Annotated in this window: 16 protein-coding genes; 3 read left to right on the top strand and 13 right to left on the bottom strand. The window is 67.6% G+C overall.

All coding sequences use genetic code 11. The annotated features are described in order from the left end of the window. Nucleotides 1-5: 5 nt before the first annotated feature. From A5724_RS13730 to A5724_RS13720, 3 genes are read right to left on the bottom strand one after another with little or no spacing between them, the layout of a single operon-like run. Nucleotides 6-710: an HNH endonuclease family protein gene (locus tag A5724_RS13730; protein ID WP_067802289.1), complete on the bottom strand. Its 705-nt coding sequence runs from the start codon at nt 708-710 to the stop codon at nt 6-8. Continuing rightward, nucleotides 707-2,920, bottom strand: coding sequence for an ATP-dependent DNA helicase RecG (gene recG, locus A5724_RS13725; RefSeq protein ID WP_067802286.1), 2,214 nt, complete (start codon nt 2,918-2,920; stop codon nt 707-709). The genes A5724_RS13730 and recG overlap by 4 nt, the downstream gene beginning before the upstream one ends. A gap of 2 nt (nt 2,921-2,922) precedes the next feature. Further along, nucleotides 2,923-4,554, bottom strand: coding sequence for a DAK2 domain-containing protein (locus A5724_RS13720; protein ID WP_067802284.1), 1,632 nt, complete (start codon nt 4,552-4,554; stop codon nt 2,923-2,925). A 200-nt stretch (nt 4,555-4,754) separates the two neighbouring features. On the opposite strand from A5724_RS13720, the gene rpmB reads away from it, so the two are divergent. Beyond that, nucleotides 4,755-4,949: a 50S ribosomal protein L28 gene (gene rpmB, locus A5724_RS13715; RefSeq protein WP_015306200.1), complete on the top strand. Its 195-nt coding sequence runs from the start codon at nt 4,755-4,757 to the stop codon at nt 4,947-4,949. Nucleotides 4,950-5,004: 55 nt separating this feature from the next. Here rpmB and A5724_RS13710 read toward each other — a convergent pair whose 3' ends face one another. Continuing rightward, nucleotides 5,005-5,688, bottom strand: coding sequence for a uracil-DNA glycosylase (locus tag A5724_RS13710; RefSeq protein WP_067802281.1), 684 nt, complete (start codon nt 5,686-5,688; stop codon nt 5,005-5,007). Between the two features lie 28 nt (nt 5,689-5,716). Beyond that, the gene (locus A5724_RS13705) at nt 5,717-6,670 is read right to left on the bottom strand and encodes a thiamine-phosphate kinase (RefSeq protein WP_067802278.1); all 954 of its coding nucleotides are present in this window, start codon (nt 6,668-6,670) and stop codon (nt 5,717-5,719) included. Between the two features lie 75 nt (nt 6,671-6,745). Between A5724_RS13705 and A5724_RS13700 the strand changes: the two genes are divergently transcribed. After that, complete coding sequence (locus A5724_RS13700) at nt 6,746-6,988, top strand: Lrp/AsnC ligand binding domain-containing protein (RefSeq protein WP_067802275.1); 243 nt, start codon at nt 6,746-6,748, stop codon at nt 6,986-6,988. Nucleotides 6,989-6,998: 10 nt separating this feature from the next. Further along, entirely contained in the window at nt 6,999-7,532 is a 534-nt protein-coding gene (locus A5724_RS13695; RefSeq protein WP_067802271.1) for a DUF3515 domain-containing protein, read from the top strand. On the opposite strand, the gene A5724_RS13690 is transcribed toward A5724_RS13695, so the two are convergent. The 8 genes from A5724_RS13690 to A5724_RS13655 form a co-directional block, all read right to left on the bottom strand. After that, nucleotides 7,529-8,650, bottom strand: coding sequence for a D-alanine--D-alanine ligase family protein (locus tag A5724_RS13690; protein WP_067802268.1), 1,122 nt, complete (start codon nt 8,648-8,650; stop codon nt 7,529-7,531). The genes A5724_RS13695 and A5724_RS13690 overlap by 4 nt on opposite strands. A 70-nt stretch (nt 8,651-8,720) precedes the next feature. Then, nucleotides 8,721-9,407: an SDR family NAD(P)-dependent oxidoreductase gene (locus tag A5724_RS13685; RefSeq protein WP_067802264.1), complete on the bottom strand. Its 687-nt coding sequence runs from the start codon at nt 9,405-9,407 to the stop codon at nt 8,721-8,723. After that, complete coding sequence (locus A5724_RS13680; RefSeq protein WP_067802261.1) at nt 9,404-10,774, bottom strand: MmgE/PrpD family protein; 1,371 nt, start codon at nt 10,772-10,774, stop codon at nt 9,404-9,406. Before A5724_RS13680 ends, A5724_RS13685 begins: the two co-directional genes overlap by 4 nt. Continuing rightward, a complete protein-coding gene (locus A5724_RS13675; protein WP_197518647.1) occupies nt 10,771-11,772 on the bottom strand; it encodes a tripartite tricarboxylate transporter substrate binding protein in 1,002 nt (333 codons plus the stop codon). The genes A5724_RS13680 and A5724_RS13675 overlap by 4 nt, the downstream gene beginning before the upstream one ends. Before the next feature lie 8 nt (nt 11,773-11,780). Further along, nucleotides 11,781-13,316 (bottom strand): tripartite tricarboxylate transporter permease, encoded by a 1,536-nt coding sequence (locus A5724_RS13670; RefSeq protein WP_067802479.1) that lies wholly within the window; start codon nt 13,314-13,316, stop codon nt 11,781-11,783. Nucleotides 13,317-13,359: 43 nt separating this feature from the next. Then, the gene (locus A5724_RS13665; RefSeq protein ID WP_067802254.1) at nt 13,360-13,932 is read right to left on the bottom strand and encodes a tripartite tricarboxylate transporter TctB family protein; all 573 of its coding nucleotides are present in this window, start codon (nt 13,930-13,932) and stop codon (nt 13,360-13,362) included. A gap of 35 nt (nt 13,933-13,967) precedes the next feature. After that, nucleotides 13,968-14,642: an MmgE/PrpD family protein gene (locus tag A5724_RS13660; protein ID WP_067802249.1), complete on the bottom strand. Its 675-nt coding sequence runs from the start codon at nt 14,640-14,642 to the stop codon at nt 13,968-13,970. After that, complete coding sequence (locus A5724_RS13655; protein ID WP_232004817.1) at nt 14,642-16,003, bottom strand: MmgE/PrpD family protein; 1,362 nt, start codon at nt 16,001-16,003, stop codon at nt 14,642-14,644. The genes A5724_RS13660 and A5724_RS13655 overlap by 1 nt, the downstream gene beginning before the upstream one ends. Nucleotides 16,004-16,060 lie beyond the last annotated feature (57 nt).

The following is a 16,060-nucleotide window of genomic DNA, read 5'->3' as shown; positions in this document are numbered from 1 at the left end:
GGAACTCAGCCCTTGGGGCAGGTGTCCGCGGCCGCCCGCAGCGCCTGCGCCGACGGCGCATCGATCGGCAGTGCGTAGCCGCGCAACACCGCGATGAACTGCATCGCGTACTGGCAACGAAACGCGATGTTCGGCGGCATCCACACCGCCGGTTCTTTGTCGCCCTTGTCCTGGTTGGTCTGCCCTTCGACGGCAAGCAGATTCGCGGGATCGTTGGCGAAGCGCAACCGCACGTCCGGGGTCCAGGTGCGGGCGCCGAGGTCCCACGCCAACGCCAACGGGACGATGTGGTCGATCTGCACCGCCGCGCCGACCTGCGCGCCACGCGTGAACGCAATGGTGTCGCTGGTGTACGGGTCGTGCAGCGTGCCGGTGGCGACCGCGGTGGGGCACCGCTTGATCGACACGTACGTCTTGTCGATCAGATCGCGGTCGAGGATGTCGTTGCGGGTGTCACAGCCGTTGTGCCCGCCGGGTGCGGGATTGTCGTCGGTCCAGGAGTCGCCGAACGCGTCGCGACGGTAGTCGTGGCTGCGGATCCGTATCGGCACGACCAGGATGCCGGCAAGCACGTCGACACCCGGTGCCACGGTGGGGATGTCGGCCTCGGCGACGAACGGGCTCCGGTCGGTGGCCGTCACCGTCTGGACGGCGACCACCACCGCCAACGCGACGACGAGCGCCAGCCAGACCAGCCTGCCCCGGCTCACGTCTTGTCCAGGAACTCGACCCGGTCGGCGTTGGTGAACGGCGCTGCCAGCACCGCCATCCCACGATGCGCCGGCTGTTGTTCGTAGAACTGCAAGCAGAACTCGCGCGCGGCGAGAATGATCTCCAGATGCTTGGACAGCGACAGGAATCGCAGCGTGATGGGCCGCCCGGACTGGCTGTAGCCCAACACATCTCCTTCCTGACGTTCCTCGAGGTCGAGGTCGGCGAGCTTGAAGCCGTCCAACGTGCCCGCCACCGCCTTCAGCCGGGCCCCGGCTTTCGACCCTTCCGGCAGCTGGGTGGCCAACAGGCACAGGCTCGGATGCTGGCCGCGGCCGATCCGGCCACGAAGCTGGTGCAGTTGGCTGATGCCGAACCGGTCGGCGTCGACGACCACCATCACCGTCGCGTTCGGCACATCCACGCCCACTTCGATGACGGTGGTGCAGACCAGCACATCGATGTTGCCTGCCCGGAAGTCTGCCATCACGGCGTCCTTCTCGTCGCTGGGCAGTCGGCCGTGCATCAAGCCGAGGCGAAGTCCGGACAGTTGGCCATGACGCAGTTGGTCGAACAACTTGACCACCGTGGTGGCGGGCGGCCCCTGCTCGTTCTTCGCGGGCTTGTCGCTGTCGTCGATACGCGATGCCACCACGTAGGCCTGCCGACCCGCGCGCACTTCTTCGATGACCCGCTGCCACGCCCGTTCCAGCCACGCGGGCTTCTCCCTGACGAAGATGGCGTTGGTCGCGATCGGCTGGCGTCCGCGCGGCAACTCACGCAATGTCGACGTTTCGAGATCACCGAAGTAGGTCAACGCAACGGTGCGTGGAATCGGCGTCGCTGTCATCACCAGCAGGTGCGGCGTCAAACCCTCGGGAGCCTTGGCGCGCAACCGATCCCGTTGCTCCACCCCGAACCGGTGCTGCTCGTCGACGACCACCATGCCCAACCGCTGGAACTCCACCGCCTCCTGCAGGAGCGCGTGCGTCCCGATCACGATGCCGGCCTCCCCCGCCGCGATCTCGTCGCGGACTGCCCGCTTCTGCGGCGCCGACATCGACCCGGTCAACAGCGCGACGCGGGTGGCGCGGTCGGCACCACCCAACTGGCCGGCCATCGCCAACGGGCCGAGCACGTCGCGGATCGACCGGGCATGTTGAGCGGCAAGGACTTCCGTCGGCGCCAACAGCGCGCACTGGTATCCCGCGTCGACCATCTGCAGCATGGCGAGCACAGACACGATGGTCTTGCCCGAACCGACCTCCCCCTGCAGCATGCGGTTCATCGGTCGGTTGGCCGACATTTCCGCCGACAGCACCTCGAGCACTTCGGTTTGGCCCTGCGTCAATTCGAACGGCATCCGCTCACGCATCGCGCTGAGCAGTCCGTCGCTGACAGGGTCGGCGACGGGACCGGTTTCGCCCAGTTCACCGTGCCGCCGTTCCACCAAAGCCCACTGCAACCCGACCGCTTCGTCGAAGGTCAGTCGCGCTTCGGCGCGCTCGCGCTCCAAGGCGTTCTCCGCAGTGTGGATGGCGCGCAACGCCTCGTCTTCTGATATCAGATTCCGTTGCTGCAGAATGGATTTCGGCAGCGGCTCGTCGATGGGGTCGAGCACGGCGAGCACCTGTCGCACGCACGCGTAGATGTCCCAGCTCTGAACCTTGCTGTTGGCCGGGTAGATCGGGAAGAACTCCCGCTCGAACACCGACAGCACGTCGTCGCCGCTGGCACCCGATGCGTCGGCGATGGTCCGCAGCGACTTGGTGCCGATACTCCTGCCGCCAGTGGGTGATTCGAGAACGTAGAACGCCGGATGCGTGAGCTGCAGTGTGCCCTTGAAGTACCCGACTTCGCCGGAGAGCATCAGCCGGGTGTCCTTGACGAGTTGTTTCTTGAGGAATCTGGCGTTGAAGAATGTCGCTGTCACTTTGGGGCGCCGGTCACCGATTGTCACGACGAGGTACTCCCGCTTGGGCGTGCGGTTGGTCCACTTGACCTCGGCCTTGGTGATGACGTCGACGAACGTGACGTGGTCACCCTCTTCGAGTTCCTCGAACTCGTCGAGCACCGTCAACCCGTCGCTGTACTTGCGCGGGTAATGCCGCAGCAGATCGTTGACCGTGCGGATGCCAAAATGCTCTTCCAGCGGTCCTGCGGCCTTCTTGCCGAGGACATACTCCAGCCGATCAGTCAGCGTGGCCACGGCTACTCCACCCCGATCAGCAACGCGTCGCCGCGGTGGTCCGTGTGATAGGCGACCAGTTCGGTGCCCGGATGCCTGCGGTGCGCGTGCTGCTGCAGCGCATCGCCGACACTGCCGTCGACGCCCACGCCCGTCAGCACGGTCACCAGTTCGCCGCCCGACGCCAGCAGCAGGTCGATCAGGCCTGCGGCGGCCTCGGTGATATCGGCGCCGACGATCAGCACCTCGTCGCCCGCGATGGCCAACCCATCGCCCGGTTTACAGGTGCCCGCCCACGTCAGCGCCTCCTCGGTGGCCACCCGCACCGAACCGTGCCGGGCGCCCGCGGCGGCGCGCGCCATGGTGTAGCCGTCGTCGACGGCCTGCCGCTCGGCGTCGTGCACCGCGAGCGCGGCCAGCCCCTGCACCATCGACCCGGCGGGCACCGGGACGACGTCGATGCCCCAGCCGATCGCCGCGGTGCATCCCGCGACGAGTTCTTCGGCGGCGACGTACCCATTGGGCAGCACCATGATCTGCGCGGCGCCGGTGTTGACCAGCGCGTGCAGCAGCTGCTTGGCCCTCACCGGCGCGTCGGGTTCCTGCCGCAGCACGTGCGCGCCCTCGCCTGAGAACAGATCCGCGGCGCCGTCGCCGTCGACGACCGCGAGCACCGCACGTTCGCGGCTCCACCCACCGGCAGACCGCGCGGTGGAACCGACCGACAGTGAGGTGATCTGGATGCGGCTCGGACTCCCGACCGACAGCGCCGCTTCCACGGCGGCGCCCGCGTCGTCGGCATGCACATGCACCGAGTAGTGGCCGTCCCCGCCTGCCGACGCGGCGATGGCCACGGATTCGCCCAGCTGATCCAGCCGCTCGCGGAGCGTCTCGACGCCGCGGGCGTCGCAGCCGTTCAGTAGGTACATCACCTCGAACTGCGGCGCGGCGGCGGTGGCCGTCGTGACGGTGGCCGTGGGCGGCGACGGCACGTATTCGTGTCGCTGCGGCGCCCGCCCGGTCAGGGTCCTGCTCATCGCGTCAAGCAGTACCAGCAGCCCGCGACCACCGGCGTCCACCACGCCGGCCTCGGCCAGCACATCGAGTTGCGTCGTCGTCTTGTCGAGTGCGACGGCCGCGGCGTCGGCGGCCGCCGACACCACCTCGGCGAGATCGGCGCCGTCGCCGCCGGCATGTTCCGCGGCGCCCGCCGCTTCCTGCAGCACCGAGACGATGGTGCCGGGCACGGGTTCGCCCATCGACGCGACCACCAGACCGACCGCGTGCCGCAGGGCGGCCCCGAAGATGTGGCCGTCGACGTCGGCCAGCGCGCCGCGGTCGGCCGCGACCGAGGTGACGACGTCGGCGAGGCCCCGCAGGATCTGGGACAGGATGACCCCGGAGTTGCCCCTGGCGCCGTGCAGCGCACCTGCGGCCAGCGCCGCGGCGACCGCCACGACGTCGTCACTGTCGGCGTGCGTATCGGCCTGCGCCCACGCCGAACGCATCGTGAACAGCATGTTTGTCCCGGTATCGGCGTCAGCGACCGGGAATACGTTGAGCCGGTTGATCTCGTCGGTGTGCGAAATCAGGTCGCCGACGGCGGCATGCGCCCAGTCCCGTAGCGCGGAGGCATCGAGCCGCCGAGCCGACATCCGCAAACCTCCATCAAATGTGGCGCCCGCGCGCCAGCCTAGCTACCTTGGCTGACAGCCCCGGCGCAACGTTGGTGCCGGTGGATGCGTTTTTGGTGTTCCCTGGTCGGGCCGGTATCCTGGTCAGGTTGTCGGGATCACCCACGCCGGTTTTCGGCGATAGGCCCAGACCCCAAGTACTGATTCGAGGAGTTCTAGATATGGCTGCCGTCTGCGAGATCTGCGGAAAAGGCCCCGGCTTCGGCAAGTCGGTGTCGCACTCCCATCGCCGGACCAGCCGTCGCTGGGACCCGAACATCCAGACCGTCCGCGCGGTGACGCACCCAGGCGGCAACAAGAAGCGTGTGAACGTGTGCACCTCCTGCATCAAGGCAGGCAAGGTCTCCCGCGGCTGAAACCGCCCGGCGTGTCGGGGCCTGCAGGTCTGCTCGTGCGGGGTTGAGCCCGCCCCTAGGGGAGGCGCCAGTCGATCGGGTCGGCGCCCATCTTCTCCAGTAGTTCGTTGGCCCGGCTGAACGGTCGCGATCCGAAGAATCCGCGTGACGCCGACAGCGGCGACGGATGCGGCGATTCGATCGACACACAGTCCTCGCCCTCCAGCCACGGCTTCAGCGTCGACGCGTCGCGTCCCCACAGCACCGCCACCAACGGTTGCTTGCGCGCCACCAGCGCGCGAATCGCGCATTCGGTCACGGCCTCCCAGCCCTTGCCGCGATGTGACGCCGGGTTTCCCGGACGCACCGTCAGGACCCTGTTCAGCAGCATCACGCCCCGCTCGGCCCACGGCGACAGGTCGCCGGTGGCAGGCGGCGGGAACCCTAGATCCTTACCGTATTCGGCGAAGATGTTGTCCAGGCTGCGCGGCAGCGGTCGCACATCGGGCGCCACCGAGAAGCTCAACCCCACCGCGTGCCCCGGCGTCGGGTAGGGATCCTGTCCGACGATCAGCACCCGCACCTGGTCGAACGGAAACGTGAAGGCGCGCAACACGTTCGGCCCTGCGGGCAGATAGCGGTTGCCTGCGGCGATCTCGGCGCGCAGAAACTCCCCCATCGCAGTGATCTGCGCGCTCACCGGCTCCAGCGCGGCGGCCCAACCAGCTTCGACGAGTTCATGCAGGGGACGTGCAGTCACGGGTAGCCAACCTAGCGGGCGATGCCGGTCAGAACGACTGCCAACCGGGATTTCCGGCCCACGTGTCGCCGTCGACCAGCACCCGTGCAGGTCCCTCGACCACCCGGCCGATCGGCCGCCACCCGGTGGGCGGCGCACTGGGGAACGTCGCGACCAGCGCGTGGTCCTCGCCGCCTCCGAGCACCCACGCCAACGCGTCCTCCGCAGCTGCCCCGGCCGCATCGGTCAACGCGTCACGGTCGGCGGACAGCGCCGCGCTCGACACGTCGATGCCCACCTGCGAGGCCGCGGCCACATGCCCCAGATCCGCGATCAAGCCGTCAGACACATCGGTCATCGCGGTGGCGCCCGCCTCGGCCGCAATGCGCCCCTGTCCGTACGGCGGCGCCGGGGTCAGGTGCCGGCGGCGCAGCGACTCGAACCGATCAATTCCCTTGCGCCACAACGCATATCCGGCGGCCGACCGGCCGAGTTCCCCCGCGACGGCCACGGTGTCACCTGGCCGCGCGCCGCCGCGGCGCACCGGGTCGCGCCCGCCCAGGTCGCCCAGCACCGTCACCGAGATCACCCAGTGCGGCGCGCTGACCAGATCACCGCCGACGATTCCGGCGCCGAACAAACCGGCCTCGTGCCACATCCCGTCCGCCAGCTGGAGCGCCATGGCCGTCGGCGTGTCGGCGGGCGCACCGAACGCGACGACGAAAGCGGTGGGCCGGGCCCCCATCGCCTCGATGTCGGCGGCGTTCTGTGCGATCGCCTTGCGGCCGACGTCGTGCGGTGTGGACCAGTCCAAGCGGAAGTGCCGCCCTTCGACGAGCATGTCGGTGGACACCACCGTCCTGCCGTCGCCGGCGACCACCACCGCGGCATCGTCACCCGGCCCCAGCACCACCGCGGCGGGCTGGTCCCGGTTGGTGACCAGCCGGTCGATCACGGCGAACTCGCCTACCCCAGCCAATGTGTCGGCCTCGTCGCTCGCCATGTCACCTTCCCCGGGCTGCGGTACGTTTGGGCCCTGCGGCCAGGAGTCTATGCAGCGAAACGGAGGGCACAGCGGGTGGTCGAGGCTTTCATGCTGATCCAGACCGAGGTGGGCCGCGCCGAGGTCGTCGCCAAGCAGATCGCCGGCCTGCCGGGCGTGTTGTCCTCGGAATACGTCACCGGACCGTACGACGTGGTGGTCCGCGTCGGCGCCGACAACCTGCCGGATCTGCAGGCCAACGTGGTGCCCAAGGTGCAGCAGGTCGCCGGCATCACCCGCACCCTGACCTGCCCGATCGCCGGTCCAGCGGCCCCCTAGAGTTTGGGCGGTGAACGCCGAGACCCGCGACGGACCCCCGAAGGCCTTACTCATCGCCGCGGTAGTCGTCGCGGCCGGGGCGATCATCGCGATTCTCGTCGTCGCCGCGCTGCGACAGTCGCCGCCCGAGCAGCAAGCGGTGCCCATTCCCCCCGTGCCGGCACCGCAAGCCGACAGCGCCGACTGCAAGACGCTGCTCGACGCGCTTCCGCAACAGCTGGGTGACTACCATCGGACGCCCGTGGTCCAGCCTGCGCCCCCTGGCACGGCGGCCTGGACGTCGGGCGACGAGCCGGTCATCCTGCGGTGCGGTCTGGACCGGCCCGCCGAGTTCGTCGTCGGGTCGGCCTTGCAGGTGGTCGACGAGGTGCAGTGGTTCCAGCTCACCGGCGAAGGCCGCAGCACCTGGTTGGCGGTGGACCGGGCCGTGTATGTCGCATTGACGTTGCCGCAGGGGTCCGGGCCCACACCTATTCAAGAGGTGTCGGATGTCATCGCGAAAGCGTTGCCCGTCAGGAAGATTGATCCCGCGCCGGTGGGCTAGCGCAGTCCAGTCCCGCGCTCGAGCGCGGTTTCCACCATGGTCGCAAGCAGCGTCGGGTAGTCGACACCGCTTGCCGCCCACATCCGCGGGTACATCGAGATGGTCGTGAAGCCGGGCATCGTGTTGATCTCGTTGATCACCGGCCCGTCGTCGGTCAGGAAGAAGTCGACGCGAGCCAACCCCTGACAGTCGACGGCGTTGAAGGCACGAATGGCCAACTGCTGCACGGCATTTGCGACTCCATCGTCGATCTTGGCCGGCACGTCGAGTTCGGCGGCGTCGTCGAGATATTTGGTCTCGAAGTCGTAGAACCCGTCCTCGCGGCCGCGCACACCGGCGACCCGGATCTCGCCGACGGTGCTCGCCTCGATCCGGCCGTCGGGGAATTCCAGTACGCCGCACTCCAATTCGCGTCCTGGAATCGCCGCCTCGACAATCACCTTCGGGTCGTGTCTGCGGGCCAACTCGATAGCGGCGGGCAGCTGGTCCCATGCGGTCACCCGGCTGACGCCGATCGACGATCCGCCTCGCGCGGGTTTGACGAACACCGGCAGGCCGAGCCGTTCGCGATCGTCGAGTTCGACGGTGTCCTGTCGCGGCCGCAGCACGACGTGATCGCCGACCGGCAGGCCCTCCGCCATCATCAGCTTCTTGGTGAATTCCTTGTCCATGCCGGTGGCGCTTGCCAACACGCCCGCGCCGACATACGGCACCCCGGCGAGTTCGAGCAGGCCCTGGATGGTGCCGTCCTCGCCGTACGGGCCGTGCAGCACGGGAAACACGACGTCGACGGCGGCGAGCACCTCGCCGCCCTGCCCGAGCGACAACAGTTGACCGCCGCGTCCGGGGTCGGCCGGTAACGCCAGTTCGGTGCCCGACTGCCCACTGACCTCCGGCAGGCGCCCGTCGGTGATGGCCAGCGTCTCGGGACGGGCATCGGTCAGCATCCACGAGCCGCCGGGGGTGATGCCGACGGCGACCACCTCGAACCGCTGCGGGTCCAGATTGCGCAGGATGCTGCCAGCGGAAACGCACGAGATGGCGTGTTCGGAGCTGCGCCCACCGTAGACAACTGCGACGCGGATGCGTCCTGAGGCTGCGGGCTGTTGGGCAGTCACAACCTAGAGAGGCTACCGGCCTGGCTGGACGGCGCATGCCGCCCACCGGCGACCTGGTCTTTCCCCGGCGTCATCGGTGAGCGCCGACCTCGATCAGTTGACCTGTGACGTCGACTCCGCAGGACGAGGCCAGGAACGCGACGGCGGCGGCGACCGCGTCACGTCGGCACTGGATCTCCCCCGCGGGCGCGTCCGGGCCGGGTTCCATATTGCTCGGCGACACGGCGTTGACGGTGATGCCGTCGGCCGCGCACGCGGCCGCCAACCCCTTCGTCATGCCGACGAGCCCGTGTTTGGCCGCCGACACGTGAAACCGATGCGGGTCTCCGCGCAGCGCGTTGCCGCCGATGACCGAGACGATCGCGCCGCCTCCCGCGGACCGGAGCCGGGGCAGCGCCTCGAACACGCAGTGCATCGCACCGTCGAGGGTCACCCTGCGGGCCACCTCCCAATCCGCGGCGGTGACGTCGTAGGCGCAGACGCGGGTGCGCACGGCGGCATTGTTGACCAGTACCCGCAGCGGTCCCAGTTCCTCGGCGGCGGCGAACATCCGCGCGACCTGTTCGGGTACTGCGACGTCAGCCATGGCGTGCATTGCCCGCACGCCGATCTCGCGAGCCTCGGCGGCGACCTTCTCGGCGCCCTCGACGTCTGCGCGCGCGTTGACGACGACGTCGTGGCCGGCCCTGGCGAGCGCCAGCACGATCGCCCGCCCCAGGTTTCGGGCGCCGCCGGTGACGACGGCGACACCGCTCACGACCGAATACCCGTCATGTGCACCAAATCTGAGAAATCCTCCACACTTTCGACGTTCCAACACATCGTCAACAATTCGGCTGCTCCCGCCGTACCGATCAGCGGGGCGGTGTTGTCGGTGAACTTCGCGGCCAGCTCCGCGTCTGTCAGCGGGTTGCCCGGTGTGCCGATGTTGTTGTCGACGCGACCGGCCAGTGACCGGCCATCGGACAGCTTCACGGTCACCATGGCGGCCCGCTTCCCGACAGAGTTGTCAGCGCGCACCTCGACAAGTCCACGGAGAGAACAGATTTCGGGGTCGCTGGCCGCCGCGTCGGTGAAGTGATCCAACCGCGGCCGCGCTGAGGCCAGCGCTACCGCAACAGCATGCGTGATGCTGAACTTGGCTTCCAAACCGGTGCGTGGGTTCACCTTTCCGGTCACCGTGGCGGCTTTGGAGTTCACCACGGCCTGCACCCCGACGACATCGCTTGCGCTGAACCCGTGTTCGGCGCGCAGCGCCAACACCACATCCACGGCCGGGTGCGTGAGCGAGCCGCTCGGGTAGGCCTTGTAGCCGTTCGCCAACAGATTCCACTGGGTGCCCAATTCGGCGACGAGCTTGTCCGGGTCAGCGCGGGTGGACATCACGTCGAGGAATCCCCGGGTGCCTTCGATGATGTCGACACATGAGGTGATGCCCTCGTCGGCCATGATCGCCGCGAGTAGGCCGTCCATCGCCGCCTTGCCTGCGTGAAGCGCCTTGCCGTCACTGCCGTAGACCGCCTTCAGGCCGGCGGACTGGGTGCCTGCGCTGCCGAGCGCTTGACTCAGCACGGGCGGCGTCAACCCGAGCACCCGGCCCGCCGCAGCGGCGGCCCCCAGGTGGCCCACCGTTCCTGTGACGTGCCAGCCGATTTCGTAGTGAGCGTCGCCGGCAGCCCTGCCGACTCGACACTCGGTCTCGAAGCCCGCCACGAATGCCGTCAACACGTCGGCACCCGAGATCGGTTCACGTTCGGCCAGGGTGAACAGCGCGGGCCAAACCGGCGCGCTGCCGTGCACCGTGGTGTCGCCGGGATTGAAGGTGTCGTCGTAGTCGAGAAGGTGCGCGGCGAAACCGTTGATCAGCGCCGCGAATGCCATCGGCGGCTGCTCTGTTCGACCGATGACGGTGTGCGCGCCTGGGCCCGCCGCGCGTTGTGACACCCGCACCATCGCGTGCACCGCGGGATGCTCGGCGGCCGCCATCGCGACCCCGATGTGGTCGATCAGCGCGCGTTTGGCCTCGTGGACGACGTTGGCGGGCAGGTCGGCGAACCGCAGCGACGCGGCAAAATCCGCCAGCCTGCTGGTCAAACCGCCGACCCGTTCCGTCACGGCCGTCATTGGTCCGCCAAGCCGATGCTGCTGACCAGTGCCGCCACCGCGTCGTTCTGCTGTTTCAGGAAAGGACCGAACTTTTCTGCGTCCAGAAATTCTGTGACAGAACCAGTTTGGTCCACGAAATCATTCCAGCCGGGCGCGCTCACCAGCGTGCGGAATCGGTCCTGGTAGTACGCGAGCGCCTGCCGCGGCATCCCCGGCGGGCCGACGAAACCGCGGAACTCCTCGGGCAGCGGCCCGACGTCCACCCCTTGTTCCTTGATCGACGTCAGCTCGGGGAACGCGGACACGTTGCGGTCGGCCACGGTGGCGATCAACCGCAGTGCGCCCACCTTGACCTGATCGAGGAAATCGGTGGTAGCCCCGATCATCATCTGCGCGTCGTTGCGCAACAGCGCCCCGATGCGCTGGCCGCTGTCGGCGAACGACAGGAACTTCCAACTGGTATTCGTCTTCGCCTGCAACGCTTTTCCCGTCAGCGAGTCCGTCGCGGTGATCGAGCCGCCGACCTGCACCAATCCGTCGGGTCTGCGTTGGGCATCGGCGACGAATTCCTTGACGGTGTGATAGGGCGAATCGGCGCGAACGGCGACGATCTGCGGTTCGACGAGCAGCGCGGCGATGGGTTGCAGTTCGGAGATCGACACCGACGTGCCGGACAGGGTGAGCGGTGTCACCAACCACGTCGGCGTCACCGCGGCGATGGTGTCGGAGCGGCCCTTGCGGCCCCTGACATAGGACATCGCACCGATGCCCGATCCCTCCGTCTGGTTGCGCACCGGCCATGCGCTGTCGATCAGCTTGTCGGTCTGCATCAACTTGATGACCTGGCGGGCGAATACGTCACTGCCGCCACCCGGGCCGGTGTGCACCACGACCTGCGTCCGGCTGGGTACCCCGTTCTGCAGGCCTGCGCGCTGAAGGCCGCACCCGGCCAGAGTGAACGTGGCCGCCATACCGCCGATCAGCATGCTTCGACGGGAGAACTGCGTCGCTTCCATCATTGCTCCTACGTCCCGACGAGTTCGGCTGGTTCGGCGGAAAGAACCCTGCTCTGCAACGCCTTTCGGCGGCGGCCGGTGATCAGCAGCGCCAGCCCCACGACGATCGCGGCGGCGAAGATGGTCGCCGAGATCGGCCGTTCCACGAAGATCAACGGATCGTTGTCGGACAGCACCAGTGATTGCCGCACCGCGTTCTCGGCCATCGGCCCGAGCACGAACGCCATCAACAGTGGCGCCGCCGGCACGCCGAGCTTGCCGAACAGGTAGCCGAGCAGACCGAAGAACGCCATCAAGTACACGTCGGTCATCGAGCTGCGCACGCTGTACACACCGACGGCGGCGAGCACCAGGATCGCGGGATACAGCGCCCAGTACGGGATCTTGAGGATCCTCACCCACACCGGGATCATCGGCAGATTCAGGATCAGCAGCATGACGTTGCCGATGTACAGGCTGGCGATCACCGGCCAACCGATCTCGGGGTGATCGGTGAACAACAGCGGACCGGGTTGCAGCCCGTAGAGCAGCAGCGCCGCCAGCATCACCGCCGTGCTGGCGGTGCCGGGCAGCCCCAGTGACAGCAGCGGAATCATCGCGCCGCCGGATTCGGAGTTGTTGGCGGCCTCCGGCCCGGCGACACCCTCGATAGCGCCCTTACCAAAACGCTCCGGATTCTTCGAGGTTCGCTTCACCAATGCGTACGACAGGAAAGACGCCACCGTGGAGCCGCCGCCAGGCAGCGCCCCGATGAAGAACCCGAAGACCGATCCCATCGCGATCGCCAGCCGCGACTGCTTGAGATCCTGCCTCGTGGGCAGCAGGTTCCGAATGCCCTTCGGCACCATGAACAGCGGTGTGCTCATCTTCTTCTCGGCGTTGAGCAGCACCTCACCCACCGCGAACAGGCCGACGCTGATCGCGATGAACTCGATGCCGTCGTACAGCGCAGGCATCCCGAAGGTCAGTCGCTGCTGGCCGGTGAAGATGTCGATGCCGATCGTCGAGATCAACAACCCGATGGCCATCGCCAGGAACCCCTTCAACGGCGAGTCGCTCGCCATCAGGATCACCAGCAGAAGACCGAAGGCCATCAGCGCGGCGTATTCCGGCGGGCCGAAGCCGAGGGCCACGTGCGCGACGAAGGGGGCGGTGAAGGTCAACGCGATGACACCGAACGTGCTCGCGATGAAGCCGGCGATCGCCGACATGCCCATCGCGGGTCCTGCCCGTCCTTTGCGCGCGAGGGGGTGTCCGTCCAGACACAATACGACCGAAGAGGTTTCGCCAGGGATGTTCAGCAGGATCGAGGTGGTCGCGCCCGCGAACTTGGCGCCGTGATAGATACCCGCCATCATGATCAGCCCGGTGGTCGGGGGCAGGCTGGTGGTCACCGGCAACAGGATCGCGAGCGTGGCGGGCGGACCGAGACCGGGCAGGATGCCGACCAACGTTCCGATCACCACACCGACGGCCACCCAGCACAGGTTCATCGGGGTGAACGCCGAACCGAACCCGGACAGCAGATTGTGCAGCGCGTCCATCATCTCCCTTTCCGCGACGCCGCCATGGCGCCACGCTGGGGCCTCAATTGCCCTCGAACAGTGCAGAAGTCGGCAGTTCGACGCCCAGCACGAGCACGAACAGTGCATAGGCCAGCACCGGCACCAGCACGATCACCAGAACGGCTTTCATACTGCGGATGCGCTCGATGACAAGTATCAGGTAGGCGATCAGCAGGATGGTCGCAGGCACGAATCCGAACAGATTCATCAACGGAATGCTCACCGTCAATCCCAGCCATACGCTTCCCGCGCGCAGGAACTGGCGTCCGACGCCGGCCAGTTGGCCGGCAGGTGCGGGGCCTTGCCGGATGCGGCGCACGATCGACGTCGCCACCAGCGCCAGACCGAGTCCCAGCACCGCGACCGACAGCGCGGTCGGAAACATCCCTGGGCCGGGCACGCCGTGCTTACCGAACATCGGCAGCCCGGACGCGTTGATGAATGCCACCACTCCGACCGCCGTCGCAGCGAGCCCCAGAGCGGCCTGCGCCAGCGGCGCCGTGGCCAGAACGGAGCGTTCAGATTCGGGCGGGTCGTGCTCCTCGGGCGGCGAATCCGCGGGCGGCGACTCGACACCGCTGTTGGTTTGAGTCATCGATGACCTCCTAACGCTTTCGTGGCCGACGTCGTTCAGGCCACGTCGGTGTCGCCCTGCGACGTGGCATCGGGCGACAGCAACGCGAAGAGGCCCCTGCGTCCGCTCATTCCGTCGGCAGCCGAGGTGAACCCGTAACGCGCGAGCACGGCGGCTTCGACCGCATCGGCGGCCACCTTGGCGACCTGCACGACGGCCGTCTCGGAGTCGTCGACGGCACGCAAGCCGGCCGCCTGGGTCGCGCACAGCCCAACGACGTTGCGGAGTTGGGCCTCGTCGAGATTCAGCAACAGTCCGGCTGCGACGCCCGCACCGACCAGACCCGCGACGGTGCGGTGACTCCACCGGTCCGCGGCGGTCGTCGACTCGAGCACCGCCGCGATCCGGTCGGCGATCACTGTTCCGGTTGCGAAGGCGTTCACCGCCGCAGGCGACGCGGTATCCCGAGCTGAAACATCGTGCAGCGCCGCAACGGTCGCGCCGATGGCATGCCAGCGCCAACCCCCGGCGATCGGCGCGGTGGCGAACACCGTCCGCCACGCGCGGTTCATCGCCGACGGTTGTCCGGCGGGGTGCGCATCGTCGATCGCGACGGCGCCATGTCTCAAGGTGGGCAGGATCTGCTCGAGTTGGCTTTGTGCCGAATCCCTGGCCTGGTCGGGAGGTGTTGCGGTGACGGCGATGTCAACGATGGAGTCGGTGAAGGTCACTATGCCGGTCCGTCCTGTTTGGGCCGCGCGGCGGCGACGATGTCGGCGAAACTCGTCGATACGTCGACGGTCTCCACGAGTTGGCTGATCCTCGCCGCGCTTCCGGCCCCCAGCACGGGGACCATCAGCGCATCGACCTTACCGAGTAGTTCAGCGTCGGTCAGGGGCCTGGCCAGGCTGCCGCGGGCATGCGGCACGTGCGCGACGATCTGCGTGCCGTCCGCAAGCGAGACGGTGATTTTCGCTTCGTCGCGGGCGATCTCGGATGACGGAATCAGGTCGGTCACGCCGCGAACGCGTCGCACGTCGGGCGCCGTGGCGCGGGTGTCGGAGAACTCGTGCAGCCCGACCCGGCCGTCGAGCAATCCGACGGCCACCCCGTGTCGCGCGCTGAACCGTGCCTGCAGCCCGTCCTCGGGTTGGACGATGCCCATCAATTCGGGAACCAGCGGATGGCAGCTCACCTCCACCGACTCGATCGCCGACGGATCGGTGAGGCGACCGCACGCGTCGATCGCGGCATCGATCGCCGGATGCGCAACGATGCCGCACGGGTAGGGTTTGAATGCGTTGCGTTCGAGTTCCCAGCCGTCGGTCCACGACTTGAGCAGCTGGCTCTCGTCCACCGAATCTGCGAAGACCGTCAGTACGCCGGTGTCACCGAGCGGATCAGCATCGCCGGTGTATCCACGCGATCCCAGACGCGCAGCCAGGATCCCGTTGGCCGCCGCCTTCCCGGCGTGATACGGCTTGGTCATCGATCCGAATGCCTCCCGTTGGCCGAGGGTCATCGTCGACGCGGCGGCAAGCGCGGCCCGCAATTGGTTACCGTTCAAGCCCATCAGTAATGCAGCAGCCACAGTGGCACCGAAGACACCACATGTTCCTGTGATGTGCCAGCCACGGTCGTAGTGATTCGGTGAGATGGCATTGCCGATCCGCAGTTGCACCTCACACCCGAACGCGAACGCCCTCAGACACGCTTCGCCGGACGCCCCGGTTGAATCATGCAGCGCGACAAGCACCGCCAGCGTCGCCGCGCCTGGGTGAATAACCGTGGCCAGATGAGTGTCGTCGAAATCGTCATAGTGACTTGCGGTTCCGTTGAACAGTGCCGCCCAGTGCTCATCGAGCACCTCTGAACGGCCGAGTATTCGCGACCGCCCGGGTGCCGACAATTCGCGTGCCGCAGCGATGATCGCGTCGGCCGCGGGTGACCATGCGGCGCCGACCGCCGTACCCAACACGTTGAACATCGACCGCTTGGCCGCAATCGTCGCATCGGGGGGCAGCGGCACGGCGGCCGCGTCGAGTAACACATCGGCGAACTCAGTAGTCCGCATGACAGCGGTAGGTGACATGTGATCGACGCTATGAACGACGTCGTCCGCGAACAACGACGTTCACCGTCGAGATCA

Source organism: Mycobacterium sp. ACS1612, from assembly GCF_001667505.1.
Taxonomy (GTDB): domain Bacteria; phylum Actinomycetota; class Actinomycetes; order Mycobacteriales; family Mycobacteriaceae; genus Mycobacterium.
Note: the sequence above shows the minus strand (reverse complement) of the source record. Positions and strands in the feature narration are given on the sequence as shown.